Source organism: Pseudomonas sp. zfem004, assembly GCF_032621715.1.
GTDB classification, from domain to species: Bacteria; Pseudomonadota; Gammaproteobacteria; order Pseudomonadales; family Pseudomonadaceae; genus Aquipseudomonas; species Aquipseudomonas sichuanensis.
Window position 1 is genome coordinate 125,202 of record NZ_JAVYJF010000007.1, and the last position, 19,317, is coordinate 144,518.

The 19,317-nt window shown below is 63.7% G+C and carries 19 protein-coding genes; 8 read left to right on the forward strand and 11 right to left on the reverse strand.

Going from position 1 to position 19,317, the window contains the following annotated elements:
* Positions 1-65: 65 nt before the first annotated feature.
* The 4 genes from acnD to RTH46_RS09920 all read right to left on the reverse strand — a co-directional run bounded on the left by acnD (position 66) and on the right by RTH46_RS09920 (position 5,716).
* Positions 66-2,654 (reverse strand): Fe/S-dependent 2-methylisocitrate dehydratase AcnD, encoded by a 2,589-nt coding sequence (gene acnD / locus RTH46_RS09905; RefSeq protein ID WP_316905585.1) that lies wholly within the window; start codon positions 2,652-2,654, stop codon positions 66-68.
* A 164-nt stretch (positions 2,655-2,818) separates the two neighbouring features.
* Positions 2,819-3,946 carry a 2-methylcitrate synthase gene (prpC, locus tag RTH46_RS09910; protein WP_153785913.1) on the reverse strand — a complete coding sequence of 376 codons (1,128 nt, stop codon included), beginning with the start codon at positions 3,944-3,946 and terminating at the stop codon, positions 2,819-2,821.
* A gap of 166 nt (positions 3,947-4,112) precedes the next feature.
* Positions 4,113-5,003 (reverse strand): methylisocitrate lyase, encoded by an 891-nt coding sequence (prpB, locus tag RTH46_RS09915; protein WP_153785912.1) that lies wholly within the window; start codon positions 5,001-5,003, stop codon positions 4,113-4,115.
* Complete coding sequence (locus RTH46_RS09920) at positions 5,000-5,716, reverse strand: GntR family transcriptional regulator (RefSeq protein WP_153785911.1); 717 nt, start codon at positions 5,714-5,716, stop codon at positions 5,000-5,002. Before RTH46_RS09920 ends, prpB begins: the two co-directional genes overlap by 4 nt.
* Before the next feature lie 285 nt (positions 5,717-6,001).
* Here RTH46_RS09920 and RTH46_RS09925 point away from each other — a divergent pair, with 285 nt between their 5' ends.
* From RTH46_RS09925 to RTH46_RS09945, 5 genes are all read left to right on the forward strand, one after another.
* Entirely contained in the window at positions 6,002-6,538 is a 537-nt protein-coding gene (locus tag RTH46_RS09925; RefSeq protein WP_316905586.1) for an ATP-dependent zinc protease, read from the forward strand.
* 5 nt (positions 6,539-6,543) lie between these two features.
* Complete coding sequence (locus RTH46_RS09930) at positions 6,544-8,079, forward strand: inactive transglutaminase family protein (protein WP_153785909.1); 1,536 nt, start codon at positions 6,544-6,546, stop codon at positions 8,077-8,079.
* On the forward strand, positions 8,079-9,059 hold the full coding sequence (locus tag RTH46_RS09935) for an alpha-L-glutamate ligase-like protein (protein ID WP_153785908.1): 981 nt from the start codon (positions 8,079-8,081) through the stop codon (positions 9,057-9,059). The genes RTH46_RS09930 and RTH46_RS09935 overlap by 1 nt, the downstream gene beginning before the upstream one ends.
* A gap of 184 nt (positions 9,060-9,243) precedes the next feature.
* The gene (gene pabB / locus RTH46_RS09940) at positions 9,244-10,587 is read left to right on the forward strand and encodes an aminodeoxychorismate synthase component I (protein ID WP_316905587.1); all 1,344 of its coding nucleotides are present in this window, start codon (positions 9,244-9,246) and stop codon (positions 10,585-10,587) included.
* Positions 10,588-10,706: 119 nt separating this feature from the next.
* Positions 10,707-11,441 (forward strand): phosphoadenylyl-sulfate reductase, encoded by a 735-nt coding sequence (locus tag RTH46_RS09945; protein WP_125463486.1) that lies wholly within the window; start codon positions 10,707-10,709, stop codon positions 11,439-11,441.
* Positions 11,442-11,492: 51 nt separating this feature from the next.
* On the opposite strand, the gene cysB is transcribed toward RTH46_RS09945, so the two are convergent.
* From cysB to RTH46_RS09960, 3 genes are all read right to left on the reverse strand, one after another.
* The gene (cysB, locus tag RTH46_RS09950; protein ID WP_011533140.1) at positions 11,493-12,467 is read right to left on the reverse strand and encodes an HTH-type transcriptional regulator CysB; all 975 of its coding nucleotides are present in this window, start codon (positions 12,465-12,467) and stop codon (positions 11,493-11,495) included.
* Positions 12,468-12,581: 114 nt separating this feature from the next.
* Entirely contained in the window at positions 12,582-13,091 is a 510-nt protein-coding gene (locus tag RTH46_RS09955; RefSeq protein WP_153785906.1) for a universal stress protein, read from the reverse strand.
* Positions 13,092-13,185: 94 nt separating this feature from the next.
* A complete protein-coding gene (locus RTH46_RS09960; protein WP_153785905.1) occupies positions 13,186-14,133 on the reverse strand; it encodes a putative 2-dehydropantoate 2-reductase in 948 nt (315 codons plus the stop codon).
* 111 nt (positions 14,134-14,244) lie between these two features.
* Here RTH46_RS09960 and RTH46_RS09965 point away from each other — a divergent pair, with 111 nt between their 5' ends.
* Both RTH46_RS09965 and RTH46_RS09970 read left to right on the forward strand, forming a co-directional pair.
* Complete coding sequence (locus RTH46_RS09965; protein ID WP_153785904.1) at positions 14,245-14,676, forward strand: PilZ domain-containing protein; 432 nt, start codon at positions 14,245-14,247, stop codon at positions 14,674-14,676.
* Positions 14,677-14,836: 160 nt separating this feature from the next.
* Complete coding sequence (locus RTH46_RS09970) at positions 14,837-15,913, forward strand: 3-deoxy-7-phosphoheptulonate synthase (protein ID WP_125463482.1); 1,077 nt, start codon at positions 14,837-14,839, stop codon at positions 15,911-15,913.
* Positions 15,914-15,973: 60 nt separating this feature from the next.
* Here the strand turns inward: RTH46_RS09970 and RTH46_RS09975 are convergent, their stop codons facing one another.
* Positions 15,974-16,255, reverse strand: a complete 282-nt coding sequence (locus tag RTH46_RS09975; protein WP_110994199.1) for a GNAT family N-acetyltransferase — start codon at positions 16,253-16,255, stop codon at positions 15,974-15,976.
* Positions 16,256-16,900: 645 nt separating this feature from the next.
* Here RTH46_RS09975 and oprI point away from each other — a divergent pair.
* Positions 16,901-17,152, forward strand: coding sequence for an outer membrane lipoprotei OprI (gene oprI / locus RTH46_RS09980; RefSeq protein WP_003259780.1), 252 nt, complete (start codon positions 16,901-16,903; stop codon positions 17,150-17,152).
* Positions 17,153-17,280: 128 nt separating this feature from the next.
* On the opposite strand, the gene RTH46_RS09985 is transcribed toward oprI, so the two are convergent.
* From RTH46_RS09985 to RTH46_RS09995, 3 genes are all read right to left on the reverse strand, one after another.
* The gene (locus RTH46_RS09985) at positions 17,281-18,255 is read right to left on the reverse strand and encodes a L,D-transpeptidase family protein (protein ID WP_153785903.1); all 975 of its coding nucleotides are present in this window, start codon (positions 18,253-18,255) and stop codon (positions 17,281-17,283) included.
* Positions 18,256-18,361: 106 nt separating this feature from the next.
* Entirely contained in the window at positions 18,362-18,643 is a 282-nt protein-coding gene (locus RTH46_RS09990) for a hypothetical protein (protein WP_125463480.1), read from the reverse strand.
* A 58-nt stretch (positions 18,644-18,701) separates the two neighbouring features.
* Positions 18,702-19,307, reverse strand: coding sequence for an arylesterase (locus tag RTH46_RS09995; protein ID WP_153785902.1), 606 nt, complete (start codon positions 19,305-19,307; stop codon positions 18,702-18,704).
* Positions 19,308-19,317 lie beyond the last annotated feature (10 nt).

Consider the following 19,317-nt stretch of genomic DNA (forward strand, 5'->3'; position numbering starts at 1 on the left):
ATGATGTTGATCCTGCCGACGCATTCGCGGGTAAACCCGCTCCCACAGGGGCCATGCTGCTCCTGTTAGGCCATGCCTTCCAGGAAGTCCTGGGCAAAGCGCTGCAGCACCCCGCCCGCTTCGTAGATCGACACTTCTTCGGCGGTATCCAGGCGGCAGGTCACCGGCACCTCGACACGCTCACCATTGCGCCGCGTGACCACCAAAGTCAGCGTGGCGCGCGGTTTGCGCTCACCGAGCACGTCATACACCTCGCTGCCGTCGAGCCCCAGGGTCTTGCGGTCGGTCCCCGGTTTGAACTCCAGCGGCAGCACACCCATGCCCACCAGGTTGGTGCGATGGATACGCTCGAAGCCTTCGGCGACGATCGCCTCGACCCCCGCCAGGCGCACGCCCTTGGCCGCCCAGTCACGTGACGAACCCTGGCCGTAGTCGGCACCGGCAACGATGATCAACGGCTGCTTGCGCTGCATGTAGGTTTCGATGGCTTCCCACATGCGGGTCACCTTGCCTTCCGGCTCGATGCGCGCCAGCGAACCCTGCTTCACGCTGCCGTCGTCCTTGCGCACCATCTCGTTGAACAGCTTGGGGTTGGCGAAGGTGGCGCGCTGGGCGGTCAGGTGGTCGCCACGGTGGGTGGCATAGGAGTTGAAGTCCTCTTCCGGCAGGCCCATCTTCGCCAGGTATTCACCCGCGGCGCTGTCGAGCATGATGGCGTTGGACGGCGACAAGTGGTCGGTGGTGATGTTGTCCGGCAGCACCGCCAGCGGGCGCATGCCGCGCAGGGTACGCTCACCGGCCAGGGCGCCTTCCCAGTAAGGCGGGCGGCGGATGTAGGTGCTCATCGGGCGCCAGTCGTACAGCGGCGCAACCTTCGGCCCCTTGTCCTCCTCGATGGTGAACATCGGGATGTACACCTGGCGGAACTGCTCCGGCTTGACCGACGCACGCACCACGGCGTCGATTTCCTCGTCGCTCGGCCAGATGTCCTTCAGGCGGATTTCCTTGCCATCCACCAAACCCAGCACATCCTTCTCGATATCGAAGCGGATGGTACCGGCGATGGCGTAAGCCACCACCAGCGGCGGCGAGGCGAGGAAAGCCTGCTTGGCGTACGGGTGGATACGCCCGTCGAAGTTGCGGTTGCCCGACAGCACGGCGGTGGCGTACAGGTCGCGGTCGATGATCTCTTGCTGGATCACCGGGTCCAGTGCACCGGACATGCCGTTGCAGGTGGTGCAGGCGAAGGCGACGACACCGAAGCCCAGTTGCTCCAGTTCCTGCTCGAGCCCAGCCTCCTTGAGGTACAGCTGCACGGTCTTGGAGCCCGGCGCCAGCGACGACTTGACCCACGGTTTGCGGGCCAGGCCGAGCTTGTTGGCATTGCGCGCCAGCAGGCCAGCGGCGATCACGTTGCGCGGGTTGCTGGTGTTGGTGCAACTGGTGATGGCGGCGATGATCACCGCGCCGTCCGGCATCTGCCCCGGCACTTCCTGCCACTGCCCGGCAATGCCCTTGGCCGCCAGGTCGCTGGTGGCTACCCGGGCGTGCGGGTTGGACGGGCCGGCCATGTTGCGCACCACGCTCGACAGGTCGAAGCTCAGGGTGCGCTCGTACTCGGCCTTGGCCAGGCTGTCGGCCCACAGGCCGGCGGCCTTGGCGTAGGTCTCGACCAACTGCACCTGCTGCTCATCGCGGCCGGTAAGCTTGAGGTAGTCGATGGTCTGCTGGTCGATGGCGAACATCGCCGCGGTGGCGCCGTATTCCGGGGCCATGTTGGAGATGGTGGCACGGTCGCCCAGGGTCAGCGCGCTGGCGCCCACACCGTGGAACTCGAGGTAGGCACCCACCACCTTCTGCTTGCGCAGGAACTCGGTCAGCGCCAGCACCAGGTCGGTGGCGGTGATGTTCGGCGCCAGGCGGCCGGTCAGCTCGACGCCGACGATTTCTGGCAGGCGCATCCACGAGGCGCGGCCGAGCATCACGTTCTCGGCCTCCAGGCCACCGACGCCGATGGCGATCACGCCCAGGGCATCGACATGCGGGGTGTGGCTGTCGGTGCCGACGCAGGTGTCCGGGTAGGCCACGCCGCGCTCGCTGTGGATCACCGGCGACATCTTCTCCAGGTTGATCTGGTGCATGATGCCGTTGCCCGGCTGGATCACGTCGACGTTCTTGAACGCCTTCTTGGTCCAGTTGATGAAGTGGAAGCGGTCTTCGTTGCGACGGTCTTCGATGGCGCGGTTCTTCTCGAAGGCCTGCGGGTCGAAGCCGCCGCACTCCACCGCCAGCGAATGGTCGACGATCAGCTGTACCGGCACCACCGGGTTGACTGCGGAGGGGTCGCCGCCCTTGTCGGCGATGGCGTCGCGCAGGCCGGCCAGGTCCACCAGCGCGGTCTGGCCGAGGATGTCGTGGCACACCACGCGGGCCGGGAACCAGGGGAAGTCGAGGTCGCGCTTGCGTTCGATCAGCTGTTCGAGCGACGCGTTTAGGGTGGCCGGATCGCAGCGGCGCACGAGGTTTTCGGCCAGTACGCGGGAGGTGTATGGCAGGCCGTCGTAGGCGCCGGGCTTGATTGCCTCGACCGCGGCGCGGGCGTCGTAGTAGTCCAGGGCGGTGCCTGGCAGGGACTTGCGGAATGCGCTGTTCATATCGTTATCTGGCTCGGTCACGGTTTACCTGGGCAGGCATCGGCAGACTCGTGGGAGCGGGCTTGCCCCGCGATTGCGCCGCATGCGCCAGCGAGGTTGAACCTGCTGGCGCAATCGCGGGGCAAGCCCGCTCCCACAACTGACCTACAGCCTGTCTCTTCTGATCAACGCTGTTCGATCGGCACGAACCGGCGCTGCTCGACGCCGGTGTATTCGGCGCTCGGGCGGATGATGCGGTTGTTGGCGCGCTGCTCGAACACGTGGGCGGCCCAGCCGGTCAGGCGCGAGCAGACGAAGATCGGGGTGAACAGCTTGGTCGGGATGCCCATGAAGTGGTACGCCGAGGCATGGTAGAAGTCGGCGTTGGGGAACAGGCGCTTCTGCTCCCACATGGTCTTGTCGATCGCTTCGGAGACCGGGTACAGCACCTTGTCGCCCACTTCGTCGGCCAACTGCTTCGACCAGCCCTTGATCACCTCGTTGCGCGGGTCGGACTCTTTGTAGATGGCGTGGCCGAAGCCCATGATCTTGTCCTTGCGCTCGAGCATGCGCAGCAGCTCGGCGGTCGCTTCCTGCGGGCTCTGGAAGCGCTCGATCAGCTCCATTGCCGCCTCGTTGGCGCCGCCGTGCAGTGGGCCACGCAGCGAGCCGATGGCGGCAGTGATGCAGGAATACAGGTCCGACAGGGTCGAGGCACATACCCGGGCGGTGAAGGTCGAGGCGTTGAATTCGTGCTCGGCGTACAGGATCAGCGAGACGTTCATCACCTTGACGTGCAGCGCGCTTGGCTTCTTGCCGTGCAGCAGGTGCAGGAAGTGGCCGCCAATGGTGTCTTCGTCGCTGCTGCAGTCGATGCGCACACCGTGGTGGGTGAAGCGGTACCAATAGCACATCACTGCCGGGAACAGCGCCAGCAGGCGGTCGGTCTTGTCGTGCTGGGCGTCGAAGGTCAGCTCCGGCTCCAGGGTACCGAGCACCGAGCAGCCGGTGCGCATCACGTCCATCGGGTGGGCGTCGCGCGGGATGCGTTCGAGCACCTCCTTGAGCGCCTGCGGCAGGTCGCGCAGGCCCTTGAGCTTGCGCTTGTAGTCGGCCAGCTCGGCTTTGCTCGGCAGCTCGCCGTACAGCAGCAGGTAGGCGACTTCCTCGAACTCGGCGCCGGCGGCCAGATCGCGCACGTCATAGCCGCGGTAGGTCAGGCCGGCGCCGGCCTGGCCGACGGTCGACAGGGCGGTCTGCCCGGCCACCTGGCCACGCAGGCCTGCGCCACTGAGTACTTTTGCTTCGGCCATGGTGTTTCTCCTTTCTTGAATTTGTTATCGAAGTCTTTCTGGCTAATCAGGGTGGCTGTACCTGCGCTTTCGCGGGGCAAGCCCGCTCCTACAGGTACAGCGCCATGTCTGAAACTCGAGCCTCAGCGTGGGAGCGGGCTTGCCCCGCGAAGAGGCCCGCACAGGTTCAAGCCTTTTTCTGGGCGAACAACGCATCCAAGCTCTGCTCGAAGGCGTGATAGCCGATGGCATCGTAGAGCTCCATGCGGGTCTGCATGGTGTCGATCACGTTCTTCTGCGTGCCGTCGCGGCGCAGGGCGGTGTAGACGTTCTCGGCAGCCTTGTTCATGGCACGGAAGGCCGACAGCGGGTACAGCACCAGCGACACGTCCACCGAGGCCAGCTCTTCGGTGGTGTACAACGGCGTCGCGCCAAATTCGGTGATGTTGGCCAGGATCGGGGCTTTGACCCGGTCGGCGAAGGTCTTGTACATCGACAGTTCGGTGATGGCTTCCGGGAAGATCATGTCGGCGCCGGCCTCGATGCAGGCCGCGGCACGGTCCAGGGCTGCGTTCAGGCCTTCCACCGCCAGGGCGTCGGTACGCGCCATGATCACGAAGCTGTCATCGGTGCGAGCATCCACCGCGGCCTTGATGCGGTCGACCATCTCCTGCTGGGAAACGATCTCCTTGTTCGGGCGGTGGCCGCAGCGCTTGGCGCCGACCTGGTCTTCGATATGGATGGCGGCGGCGCCGAACTTGCTCATCGACTTGACGGTGCGGGCAACGTTGAAGGCCGAGGCACCGAAACCGGTGTCGACATCCACCAGCAGCGGCAGGTCGCACACGTCGGTGATGCGGCGCACATCGGTGAGCACGTCGTCCAGGTTGCTGATGCCCAGGTCCGGCAGGCCCAGGGAGCCGGCGGCGACGCCGCCACCGGACAGGTAGATGGCCTTGAAGCCGGCGCGCTTGGCCAGCAGGGCGTGGTTGGCGTTGATGGCCCCGACCACCTGCAGCGGATGTTCGGCGGCAACCGCGTCACGGAAACGCTGGCCGGGCGTGCTCTTCACTGTCATGACTCACCTCGTGGGCTATTGTTGTCGGCGCCTTGGTAGTGACGCTCGATATTGCGTTTGGACGCGCCGATGTGGCGACGCATCAGGAGTTCTGCCAGTTCGCCGTCGCGGGCTTCGATGGCGTCGAGAATGCGGTGGTGCTCGGCAAAGGCCTGGCGTGGCCGGTTGGGCGTGGTCGAGAACTGGATGCGGTACATGCGCACCAGTTGATAGAGCTCGCCGCAGAGCATCTTGTAGAGGGTCTGGTTGCCGCTGCCCTGGATGATCCTGTAATGGAAGTCGTGGTCGCCTTCCTGCTGGTAGTAGCCCTGCCCGGCCTGGAACGCGGCATCGCGCTCATGGGTGTCGAGCACATGGCGCAGTTCGTCGATGGCGGCCTGGCTCATGCGCTCGGCGGCCAGCCGGCAGGCCATGCCTTCGAGCGACTCGCGGATTTCGTAGAGTTCGATCAGCTCGGCATGGCCAAGCGACACTACCCGTGCACCGACGTGCGGCACCCGCACCAGCAGGCGCTGGCCCTCCAGCCGGTGAATCGCCTCGCGCAGCGGGCCGCGGCTGATGCCATAGGTACGTGCCAGTTCCGGCTCGGAGATCTTGCTGCCGGGGGCGATTTCGCCTTTGACGATGGCCGCCTGGATGCGCCGGAAGACGTTTTCCGAGAGGGTCTCGGACTCGTCCTGCAGGATTGGAGTGGCTTGGGCTGTGTCCAGCATGATTGTCGACACCTTCGCATTCAATGACGGCAAAACTAGCTAAACCGCCCAGAAGAGTCAAAGACAAAAAGAACATTGTCGACAATTGTCTAATAACGAACTTACCGCACCACCATGCGGTCTGATCGCGGGTGCGCTGGCGTCAACACATCGGCGTGATAGAATGCCGCGCTCCTTCGGGAGCATGGATACGCTGCCTGTCATCATTTCATGCTGATGGCAGGCCAATAGGGACGCTTGGCCAGTCGCCTTGCCCTGAACCCCGCACAGCACCGCGCCAGGATTATGAGACCCATACCCGCTTTATTGCTGCTCTGCCTGACTCTGCTGCCGGCCCTTGCGCCTGCGGCACAGAAGACCGTCTATGGCCTGAACGAATACGCGCGCCTGGGCGAGCTCGACCTGGAAGTGGCGGCCAAGCTCGACACCGGCGCCAAGACCGCCTCGCTCAGCGCCCGCGACATCAAGCGTTTCAAGCGCGACGGCGAGAGCTGGGTGCGCTTTTACCTGGCGATCGACGCCGCCCACAAGCACCCCATCGAACGCCCCCTGGCCCGCGTCAGCAAGATCAAGCGCCGCGCCGGGGACTATGACGCCGAGTCCGGCAAGGCCTACACGGCCCGCCCGGTCATCGAGCTCGATATCTGCATGGGCCAGACCCGCCGCACCATCGAGGTCAACCTCACCGACCGCAGCGCCTTCCAGTTCCCGCTGCTGATCGGTTCCGAGGCCCTCAAGCACTTGGATGCGCTGGTCGACCCAAGCCTTAAATACGCGGCCGGCAAACCTGCCTGTGCCACCGAAGTTTCCAAAGCAGAGTAACTCCGATGCGCTCTCTTACCCTTCACCTGAAAGTCCTGATCACCGTCCTGGTGTTGCTGGGCGTCGCGGTCACGGCCTACCAGATCTTCTTCCTCGGCATTCCGGTGACCGAGGACGAGACCGATGACCTGTGGAACATCGACGCCAAGGTCGAGTTCGTCGCCAGCACCAAGGACCCGGTCAAGGTGCAGATGTTCGTGCCCCCGCTCAACCGTGACTATGTCAGCCTCAACGAGAGCTTCATCTCCAACAACTACGGGGTGAGCGTCAATCGGGTCGATGGCAACCGCAAGGTGACCTGGTCGGCGCGCCGCGCCAGCGGCAACCAGACCCTGTACTACCGCCTGGTGCTGACCAAGCGCTACAGCGCCGAAAAGACCAAGATCAAGGGCCCGACCTTCCGTGACAGCCTGGCCATCGAAGGCCCCGAGAAGCTGGCCGCCGAAGCGCTGATGGCACCGATCCGCCAGCACTCGGCCGACGTCGAGACCTTCGTCGGCGAGACCATCAAACGTGTCAACAATCTCAACGACGACAACGTCAAGCTGCTGCTGGCCGGCGACACCTCGACGATGAAGAAGGCGCAGATCATCGACCTGCTGCTGTCCATCGCCCATGTGCCGCTGGAGAAAGTGCACACCATCCGCCTGGTGGCCGATACCCCGCAAACCCCTGAACTGTGGCTGCGCAGCTTCAACGGCAACGACTGGCTGTACTTCAACCCGGACACCGGCGAACAAGGCCTGCCCAGCGATCGCCTGCTGTGGTGGACCGGTGACGACAACCTGATTACCGTCGATGGCGGCAAGAAGGCCAACGTCACCTTCAGCATGAACAACAGCGAGATGAACGCCATCCGCCTGGCCAAGCTGACCGACGAGAACACCGACGCCGACTTCCTCGAGTACTCGCTGTACGGCCTGCCGCTGCAGACCCAGCAGACCTTCATGATCATGGTGATGATCCCGATCGGTGTGCTGGTGATCCTGGTGCTGCGCAACCTGATCGGCCTGCAGACCCTGGGCACCTTCACCCCGGTGCTGATCGCCCTGGCCTTCCGCGAGACGCAGCTGGGCTTCGGCATCATGCTGTTCACGGTGATCACCGCGCTGGGCCTGTCGCTACGCTCCTACCTTGAACACCTGAAGCTGCAGATGCTGCCGCGCCTGTCGGTGGTGCTGACCTTCGTCGTGGTGCTGATCGCCGCCATCAGCCTGTTCAGCCACAAGCTGGGCCTGGAGCGCGGCCTGTCGGTGGCGCTGTTCCCGATGGTGATCCTGACCATGACCATCGAACGCCTGTCGATCACCTGGGAAGAGCGTGGCGGCGGCCATGCCATGAAAGTGGCCATCGGCACCCTGTTCGCCGCATCGGTCGCACACCTGCTGATGACCGTGCCGGAGCTGACCTACTTCGTCTTCACCTTCCCGGCGGTACTGCTGATCCTGGTGGGCTTCATGCTGGCGATGGGCCGCTACCGCGGCTACCGCCTGACCGAGCTCGTGCGCTTCAAGGCATTCCTGAAGAAGGCTGACGCCTGATGTTCGGCCTGATCAAGACATGGAAAGCCCTGGAGGCCCGGGGCATCATGGGTATCAACCGGCGTAACGCGGACTACGTACTCAAGTACAACAAGCGCAGCCTGTACCCGATCGTCGACGACAAGATCATCACCAAGGAGCGCGCGCTGGCGGCCGGCATCCATGTGCCGGAGATGTACGGCATCATCGAGACCGAAAAACAGATCGAGAAGCTCCACGAGATCATCGGCGAGCGCACCGACTTCGTCATCAAGCCGGCACAGGGTGCCGGCGGCGACGGCATCCTGGTGATCGCCGACCGCTTCGAGGAACGCTACCGCACGGTCTCCGGCAAGATCATCAGCCACGAAGAGATCGAGCACCAGATCTCCAGCATCCTCACCGGCCTGTACTCGCTGGGCGGGCACCGTGACCGCGCGCTGATCGAGTACCGGGTCACCCCGGACCAGATCTTCAAGAGCATCAGCTACGAGGGCGTGCCGGACATCCGCATCATCGTGCTGATGGGCTACCCGGTGATGGCCATGCTGCGCCTGCCGACCCGCCAGTCCGGCGGCAAGGCCAACCTGCACCAGGGCGCCATCGGCGTGGGCGTCGACCTGAGCACGGGGATGACCCTGCGCGGCACCTGGCTGAACAAGATCATCAGCAAGCACCCGGACACCACCAACGCGGTGGACGGTGTGCAGTTGCCGAACTGGGACGGTTTCATGAAGCTTGCCGCCAGCTGCTACGAGCTGTGCGGCCTGGGCTACATCGGCGTGGACATGGTGCTGGACCAGGACAAGGGCCCGCTGATCCTCGAGCTCAACGCCCGCCCCGGCCTGAACATCCAGATCGCCAACGACTGCGGCCTGACCCAACGCACCCACGCCATCGAGGCACACATCGAGGCGTTGGCCAAAGAAGGCCGCACCGAGAGCGCTGAAGAACGGGTAAAAGTGGCGCAAGGCCTGTTCGGGCACGTGCACACAGGTTGAACCGTGGGAGCGGGCTTGCCCCGCGATAGCGTAGCCAGGCCAAGCCCCAATCGCGGGGCAAGCCCGCTCCCACGATGTGCTGGAACGCCTCTGCACAACATGTGAATGTCGCCACCAGTGCTAGGCGCATTTCCTACACGGGTCTACAATCGCCCTCCTCGCTTTTTCATCGCCGTCCATTCTGATGCCGACCTGTACGCTCCACCCCCTGCCCTACCAGCCCGACCCCGCGCACTACTTCGCACGCCTGCGCATAGCGCCCGGTGCGATCCTGCTCGACAGCGCGCGCCCCAACGCCGAACGTGGCCGCTTCGACCTGCTCAGCGCCTGGCCGCTGCAGCACCTGCAAGCGCAAACGGCAGAGTCGGGCCAGGCGTACCTGCAGCGACTACGCCGGGCACTGGCAGAGCTGGGGACGGCACAGCTGCCCGACGGCGTGGAGCTGCCCTTTGCCGGCGGCCTGATCGGCTACCTGAGCTACGACTTCGGCCGCCGCCTGGAGCAACTGCCCACACAGGCGGCCGATGACCTGGGGCTGCCGGACGCGCAGCTCGGCCTGTATGCCTGGGCACTGGTCAGCGACCACCATGCGCGCACCAGCCAACTGGTGTTTCACCCCAGCCTCCAAGCCACTGAACGGCAGCGCCTGGTGCAGCTGTTCGAAGCGCCAGCCCAGGCCGACAGCGGCGAATTCGCGCTGCTGGCACCCATGGCGGGCGACCTGTCCGCGGCGCAATACCGTGCAGCGTTCGACAAGGTCCAGCAGTACATCCAGGCGGGCGACTGCTACCAGATCAACCTGACCCAACGCTTTAGTGCGCCCTGCCAGGGCGACCCGTGGCACGCCTACCAGGCCCTGCGCGCCGCATGCCCGACGCCGTTTTCCGGCTATCAGCAGCTGGACGCCGGCACGGCGCTGCTGAGCTTCTCCCCGGAGCGCTTCGTGCGCGTCAGCCAGGGCGAAGTCGAAACCCGCCCGATCAAGGGCACCCGGCCGCGCGGCGCCGACCCGCTGGCAGATGCGCGCAACGCTGCCGAATTGCTGGCCAGCCCCAAGGATCGCTCAGAGAACCTGATGATCGTCGACCTGCTGCGCAACGACATCGGCCGTACCTGCCAGATCGGCTCGGTGAAGGTGCCGGAGCTGTTCAGCCTGGAGAGCTACCCCAATGTCCATCACCTGGTCAGCAGCATCACCGGGCGCCTGGCACCCGGCAAGGACGCGCTCGACCTGATCGGCGGCAGCTTCCCGGGCGGCTCGATCACCGGCGCGCCGAAGATCCGGGCGATGCAGATCATCGATGAGCTGGAGCCCACCCGCCGGGCGCTGTATTGCGGCTCGCTGCTGTACATCGACGTGCGCGGCGAGATGGACAGCTCCATCGCCATCCGCAGCCTGCTGGTCAAGGACGGCCAGGTCAGTTGCTGGGGCGGCGGCGCGGTGGTGGCCGACTCCGACTGGCAGGCCGAGTATGAAGAATCGATCGCCAAGGTGCGGGTGCTGATGGAGACCTTGCAGGGCCTGTAAAGCATCGCGGCGCCCCGACTTGCCCCGCGATTACGGCGCGACAGGTCTACCCCGCCATTTTTTGTTACCATCAGCTCACTACGAGCGCACAGCGCCACTCACCCGATGGAAACCGCCTGATGAGCCAACCCTTCGACGTCGCCGCCCTGGCCGCGACCTATGCCAGCAAGTCCCCGCAGGAGATCCTCAAGCTCGCCTTCGAACACTTCGGCGACGACCTGTGGATCTCGTTCAGCGGCGCCGAGGACGTGGTGCTGGTGGACATGGCCTGGAAACTGAACAAGCAGGTCAAGGTATTCAGCCTCGACACCGGGCGCCTGCACCCGGAAACCTACCGTTTCATCGACCAGGTGCGCGAGCACTACAACCTGCCGATCGAAATTCTCAGCCCGGACCGCGACAAGCTCGACCCCTTCGTCCAGCAAAAGGGCCTGTTCAGCTTCTACAAGGACGGCCACGGCGAATGCTGCGGCATCCGCAAGATCGAGCCGCTGCGCCGCAAGCTGGCCACGGTCAGCGCCTGGGCCACCGGCCAGCGCCGCGACCAGAGCCCGGGCACCCGTAGCCAGGTGGCGGCCCTGGAGATCGACGGCGCCTTCTCCACCCCGGAACGCACGCTGTACAAGTTCAACCCGCTGGCGCAGATGAGCAGCGAGGAAGTCTGGGGCTATATCCGCATGCTCGAGCTGCCGTACAACAGCCTGCATGAGCGCGGCTTCATCAGCATCGGCTGCGAGCCGTGCACCCGCCCGGTACTGCCCAACCAGCACGAGCGCGAGGGGCGCTGGTGGTGGGAGGAATCGACGCAGAAAGAATGTGGGCTGCACGCGGGCAACCTGATCAGTAAAGCCTGACGCACAGGCACAAAAAACCGGCCATCAGGCCGGTTTTTTGTGCCTGTGCACTCAGTGCACTGGAAGTTCGACGCCTTCGAACAGCTCTTCGAGCTCCTGCTTGTTGTGGCACTGGATGGCCTTGGCCATGACTTCGCGGGTCAGGTGCGGGGCGAACTTCTCGATGAAATCGCACATGAAGCCGCGCAGGAAGGTGCCGCGACGGAAGCCGATCTTGGTAATGCTGGCCTCGAACAGCTCGCTGGCATCCAGGCACACCAGGTCGCTGTCGAGCTTGGGGTCGACTGCCATCTTGGCCACGATGCCTACGCCCAGGCCCAGACGCACGTAAGTCTTGATCACATCGGCGTCGGCTGCGGTGAACACCACTTTTGGCGTGAGGCCGCGGTGGTTGAAGGCTTCGTCGAGCTTGGAGCGGCCAGTGAAACCGAATACATAGGTAACGATCGGATACTCGGCCACCGCTTCCAGAGTGAGCTTCGGCAACTTGGTCAGCGGGTGCCCCTGGGGCACCACCACACAGCGGTTCCACTTGTAGCACGGCATCATGATCAGGTCGCCGAACAGCTCGAGCGCCTCGGTGGCGATGGCGAAGTCGACGGTGCCGTCGGCGGCCATCTCGGCGATCTGCATCGGCGAGCCCTGGTGCATGTGCAGGGCCACTTCAGGGTACTGCTTGATGAAATTGCTGATCACCGGCGGCAGCGCGTAACGCGCTTGCGTGTGGGTAGTGGCGATCGACAGGGTGCCCTTCTTCTCGTTGGAGAATTCCTGGGCGATCTGCTTGATGCTCTCGACCTTGCGCAGGATCTCGCCGGCGGTATTGATGATGCGCTCACCGGCTGGCGTGACGCGGGTCAGGTGCTTGCCGCTGCGGGCGAAGACTTCGACACCCAGTTCGTCCTCGAGCAGGCGGATCTGCTTGCTGATACCGGGCTGGGAGGTGTACAGGCTTTGCGCCGTCGCGGAAACGTTGAGGTCATGGTGCGCCACTTCCCAGATGTAGCGCAGTTGTTGAAGCTTCATAGATATCCCTCAAAGACGGTAGGCCACCGGCGCACTGGCAGCGACGAGTTATAACTATATTAGTGGCTTGGGAAATAAATCTAGAACTATTTTGTTACTTTTGCCCGAAACTACTTACTCCCTACTTTCCGTTTTCCTACGGCCAAGGTGCTGTGCCAGCGGCACCATGTACACCGGCACCGATGACAGCTGCAGCAGGCGCACCGCCGTGCGGCCAATAGGTACCCCGGCGCCCGCCCCGGCGCTGTGGCTGCCGAAGATCAGCAGGTCGACACTCAGGCGATGCGCCTGCTCGAGGATGACCTGTGCCGGGTCGCCCTGGCGTACTCGCACCGCCTTTATCAGGGCCAGGTCGGCCTCCTCACCCAATTCGTCGCGAAAATTCTCAAGTACCCGCTGCTCGATAGTGGCCATCACCGTGTTGACCCCTTCGCTGTGCAGCGCGTCCAGGGTTTGCTCATCGAGGTAACTCTGCAGCAGGGATTCGGCAAACTGGCCCATGGGCTCGACTGCGTGGATCACGTAAAGCTCTGCGTTGAAGGTGCGCGCCAGGGCCAGGGCGTGCTGCATGACGAAAGGTGCGTACACACCGAGGTCGGTGGCGTACAGCATGGTGCGGATCATTCGGCCTCCTCGACTGCCGCTACGGCAGAGCAAGGTTGAGCTTAGCAGCGCCACCGGGCGCCGCTGTGCCGTCCGGCGCGGGCTGCAGGGGTGCTCAAACTTGCCGGTTACGTCGGTCGATGAAGGCCAGCGCCTGGTGCAAAGCCTCGATCCGCGGCAGTCGGCAACCGGCCGCATGGGCCCTTGCCAGCGGCTCGGCATAGATGGCCTGCAACTCCAGCGGCCGCTGTGCGGCGTGGTCGTGATACATGCTCGGCCAGTAGTCCGGCATCTGCTCGGTCACCCGGAACAGATGCTCGGCGTACCCGTCAGGCAACACCTGCCCGCAAGCACGGGCACCTTCGACCACTTCAGCCATCAAGGCCTGGATCAGCACCCGGCTGTCAGGATCGCTCATCAGAGGCGTAGTGCTGGCGTTGAGCAGCACCGCAAGACCGTTGTACGGCACGTTCCACACCAGTTTCTGCCAGCGCGCCTGGTTGAGGTCGAGCATGGCCTGCGAGTCGACGCCGGCGGCTCGGAACAGCTCGGCGCCCTCTTTCACCACCGCCAGCCCGGCATCTTGCGCCGGCCCGCTGTGGTAGCCGAGGTTGACCGCACCCAGCGCCTGATGGCGGACTACCCCGGGGCGTTCGCGGTTAACGCAGATGAAGCACAGGCCACCGAGCAAGTGCATGTCCGGGCGCAGTGCCGGGCGCAGCTGCTCTTCCACCCCCAGGCCGTTCTGCAGCAATACCACCTTGGCGCCGGGCGCCGCCGCCTGCACGATCGACGGCGCCAGCTCAGCATTGCTGGTGGCCTTGGCGCCCACCAGCAGCCAATCGCACGGCGGCATGTCGGCAGCACTGGCGTAAGCCTGGACCTGCTGATGCAACTGGCCGTGCAGCGCGCTGTCGAGTGTCAGCCCGTGCTCGCGCACCGTGGCGTACTCGCTGCGCAGCAAAAAATGCACATCGAAGCCGGCGCGGGCCAGCATCAGGCCATAAAAGCCACCAATGGCCCCACTGCCAATGATGCCGATGCGAGTAGTGCGAACCTGCATGCCTTCTCTCCTTCGTGTGTGTTCGTCGGTTTTTAGCACGTAAATCAGCCGGTTTTCGATCCCCCACTATACTGGGGCAAAGAAGGTCAAATAATCGACACGGAGTCGAGCATGTGCGGATACCTGCCTCATCCGGATGACATCCCGGTCGAACTCACCCTTCGCCCCACATCCAGCCTGTTTCGTCGCCACCTCTACACCCAGGGCCTCGGCGGCATCGCCTGCAACCAACCACGCGCCTACCGTCGCGGCACTGCCGTCGAGGTGCTGATCCCTTCATTGGGGCTGGACGCACATTACCCCGGCTACGTCGCCTGGTGCCAACGGCTTGACCAGGGCTATCGAGTGGGTGTGGCGTTCACCGACAGCCAGGCGCTGTTCGGTGCACGCATGGGCGAGCAGGCCTGCCAGATCCAGCACTATTGCCAGGAGCACGCCCAGGCTGACCTTGACAGCAGCGCGGCGCAACAGTTGGCCGCGCAGTGGATCAGCCTGCACGCGGAGGCCTTTTCCGAGGCCAGCCTGGGCACCCCCACCCCCTGAATCACCGCTCCACCCGCAAAAACCCAGTATCGACGGGCCCCAGCCCATTGTCCCGCCCCCGCTAACGCGTTAAGGTTCGGCCTCCCCGCTGCGAACAATCTGCTGCTGGGCCGCACGGGGATTGCTGGCGGCCGGCACCCGTGACCTGACGAGTAACACGATGGCTGATTTACCGATCGATGACTTGAACGTTGCCTCCAACGAGACCTTGATCACCCCTGATCAGCTCAAGAAGGAAATCCCTCTCAGCGCCAAAGCCCTGCAGACCGTGACTGCCGGCCGCGAAGTGGTGCGCAATATCCTCGACGGCAAGGACCACCGCCTGTTCGTAGTGGTCGGCCCGTGCTCCATCCATGACATCAAGGCTGCCCACGAATATGCCGAACGCCTGAAAGTACTGGCCGAGGAAGTCTCGGACACCCTGTACCTGGTGATGCGCGTGTACTTCGAGAAGCCACGCACCACCGTAGGCTGGAAAGGCCTGATCAACGACCCCTACCTGGACGACTCGTTCAAGATCCAGGACGGCCTGCACATTGGTCGCAAGCTGCTGCTCGATCTCGCGGAAATGGGCCTGCCCACCGCCACCGAAGCACTGGACCCGATCTCCCCGCAGTACCTGCAGGACCTGATCAGCTGGTCGGCCATCGGCGCACGCACCACCGAATCGCAGACTCACCGCGAAATGGCTTCGGGCCTGTCTTCGGCGGTCGGCTTCAAGAACGGCACCGACGGCGGCCTGACCGTGGCGATCAACGCCTTGCAGTCGGTCTCCAAGCCGCACCGCTTCCTGGGGATCAACCAGGAAGGCGGCGTGTCGATCGTCACCACCAAAGGCAACGCCTATGGCCACGTGGTACTGCGCGGCGGCAACGGCAAGCCCAACTATGATTCGGTCAGCGTCGCCCTGTGCGAGCAGGACCTGGCCAAGGCGAAGATCAAGGCCAACATCATGGTCGACTGCAGCCACGCCAACTCCAACAAGGACCCGGCCCTGCAGCCGCTGGTCATGGAAAACGTGGCCAACCAGATCCTCGAAGGCAACCAGTCGATCATCGGCCTGATGGTCGAGAGCCACCTGAACTGGGGCTGCCAGGCCATTCCGAAGAACCTGGACGAGCTGCAGTATGGCGTTTCCGTGACCGACGCCTGCATTGACTGGGCGGCCACCGAAAAAACCCTGCGCAGCATGCACGCCAAGCTCAAGGATGTGCTGCCGCAGCGCCAGCGCGGCTAAACCTTGCGCACATGAAAACGCCGGGCAATGCCCGGCGTTTTCATGTATAGGGTAAAGTTTTCAGGCCTTGCTCGAGTGACGCTGCTGACGCTCCATGTAGCGCTCGACGTACGAACAGGACGGGATGACGGTGTAACCCATCTGCTCGGCGTACTCCAGTGCCTTTTCGGTCAAGGCGGCGGCGATGCCGCGCCCGCGCAGGGCGTTGGGCACGAAGGTGCGGTAGATGTCCAGCGTCTGCTTGCCCAGGTCCATGTACGTGAGGTACGCCCGGTGACCGTCCACATTGGTCTCGAATTGATGACCCGCCTGGTCATGGTGGATGGTCAGCGTCTCGCTCATCACTACTCCTCGCAGGTCTTGTCGGCAGACCCATACCTTACCGATGTGTTTATGTCCGGCGGGGAACCTCTGCGCCACCTCTAGGTTTTGTACGAAAAGTGCCTGCGCGACGATCATGCTGCGTTGAAAACAGGCTCGGAATGCTCATTTGCAGCCAGCAAACTCCGCTTCCTCGCCTGTTTTCGCCTTGCCTGATCGCCGCTCGGCGACTTTTCGTACCAAACCTAGCCCCTTGGACAGCTGCACGACCTTGATCGTTCTGCCCTTGGGCACCTACAAATAGTAGGCGGCACAAGCGGGGTTGCTCAAGCGGCCGGACTGAAAATCCAACAGCGCGGTTTTGCCACACTGGCCTGGCAGCATGATACGCGCCGAATGCTCTTTGGGCTAAGACGCCCACAGACAGTTGAAGTCACCCTTAGTTCAACAAAAAAGTTCCCACCCTACAATCGCTTGCGTGCGTCTCACACAATTTTCACAGATGGCCTGCACAGCCCGTCACTGCTGTCCGCTCGCGACATTTTTTTTGCAGTTCTTGCGCTCTGTCAGTTTACTTACTACAAGTAATGGGTACTATGTACGCCGGCCAGTTTCTCTTTTCCGAGAGATGGCTATTTAAATAGAAAGTCCTTGAAGGGGAACACGATGAACAACGTTCTGAAATTCTCTGCTCTGGCCCTGGCCGCAGTTCTGGCTACCGGTTGCAGCAGCGTCTCCAAAGAAACCGAAGCTCGCCTGACCGCTACCGAAGACGCAGCAGCTCGCGCCCAGGCTCGTGCAGACGAAGCCTACCGCAAAGCTGACGACGCTCTGGCAGCTGCTCAGAAGGCTCAGCAAACTGCTGACGAAGCCAACGAGCGCGCTCTGCGTATGCTGGACAAAGCCAGCCGCAAGTAATAATCCTCACGGATTGTTAAGAAGCCGACCCACTTGTGGGTCGGCTTTTTTATTGCCTGGTGAAAGGCTGTGCGCACAAACGAAAAAGGCCTGCACTAAGGCAGGCCTCTTTACGAGTCGCAAATGGCTTACTGCAGTTCGGCTGGGATGCTCGAGACCACCGGCGCGGTACCACCATTGACCGGGACGGCGATTTCAACCGGCATGCCATCTTCGGCAGCGACCACATCACGCACCATGTCCCAGTTCATGCGCAAGTTGTTGGCCAGGTCCTCACGCTTGAGCAGCGCGTTGATGACTGCGGTGTGCTTGTCGACCACCGACGGGTTGCCTTGGTCATCCAGCGGCGTGTGCGCCTCGAGATAGACTTTGCCGCCACTGACGCCGAACTTGTAAGGCTCGTTGATGATGCGAACCGAGGTGTTTACCGGGACCATCTTCGACAGGGTCAACACGTTGTTATTGAGCATGCGGAAGCAACCGTGACTGGTGCGCATGCCAATACCGAACTTCTTGTTCGAACCGTGGATCAGGTAGCCCGGCACGCCCAAGGTGAACTTGAACGGCCCCAGCGGGTTGTCCGGACCGGCCGGTACCACCGCGGGCAGGATGTCGCCATCGGCAGCGTGCTCCTTGCGAATGGAGGCAGGTGGCGTCCAGGTCGGGTTCGGGGTCTTGGCGGTGATGCGGGTATTGGCAATTGGCGAGCCCCAACCTTCGCGACCGATGCCCAGCGGGAACGTATGCACCACGTTCTGCCCTTTCGGGTAGTAGTAGAGGCGGTACTCGGCGAGGTTGATGACGATGCCTTCACGCGGCCCGGGCGGCAGGACGTAGCGCGTGGGCAGGATGATCTCGGTACCGGCGCCCGGCAACCAGGGGTCGACACCCGGGTTGGCGGCGATCATTTCGAGGTAGCCCAGGTCGTTGGCGGTACCGATGTCGGCGAAGGTGTCTTCGTACTTGGCCTTGATCACCCGAACCTGGCCGACGACGTCTTCACCAGGAGGGGGCAACGGCAGCTCCAGCGCAACGGCGGGACCGGCTACCAGCAGGGCGGCCAGGGACAGGTTACGGGTGACGGCGGGAAAGCGCGGCAACATCCGGTAAATCCTTCGAAAGGTCAGTCAAGGGAGTCGATTGTACACCTGTGCACCAGCGAGCGGGAGGCGTTGGCGGCGGGCAAGCGTTTCAGATGATGAAAGGTGCTCAGAGCTCCGGCCAGACCGGGCGCATGCCGTGGCGCTGGGCATCGAGGATGGCCTTGCACAGCGCGCACAGGCGCTCGTCGCGGTAGATGGCGCGCTCCACCACCGACCAGCGCGGTTGCGCCGGCAGCAGGCCGCCGCACAGGGTACGGTCGGCCGGCACACCCAGCTCCAGCTGGCGGGCTGCCAGGTGTACGCGGATCTCCTGGCAGGCGAACAGGTCGAGCTGCTCGTCGGGCTCGATCAGTTGATAGGCGTACAGGGACCAGGCGGGGCGGGGCATCGGGGGCACTCGAATCGGGGGGCGCAACATTAGCCGAAAGCGGCCCCCGATAAAAGCGTCACAGCAAGGGTTTTATCGCCGGCCAGGCATTTTCCAGCAAACGCTGCTGGGCACCCTGGGCGGGATGAATACCATCGGCCTGCATCATCTCCGGCACCCCGCCGATGCCCTCGAGGAAGAACGGCACCAACGCCACGTTTTTCTCGCCGGCCAGTTGCTCGTAGACCCGGGCGAACGCCGTCGTGTAGCGCACGCCATAATTGGGCGGCAGGCGCATGCCCAGCAACACCACCTTTGCCCCCGCCTCACGGGCATCGTCGATCATCGAGGCAAGATTTTGTTGCAATTGCTGGGGAGGCTGCCCGCGCAGGCCATCATTACCCCCCAGCTCCAGCACCACCAGGCCCGGCTTGTGCGCTGCAAGCAGCGCCGGCAGCCGCGCCTGGCCACCGGCACTGGTGTCGCCGCTGATCGAAGCATTGACCACCTGATCGTCAAAACCCTCGCGCTGCAGGCGTTGCTGCAGGAGTGCGACCCACCCCTGGCGGGTATCCAGGCCAAAACCGGCGCTGATACTATCGCCGACGACCAGCACCGTTCCTGCCACCGCGCCCTGGGCCAGGCAACACAGGGCCAGACCGGCACTCAACCACCACATTCGCATCGGATTCTCC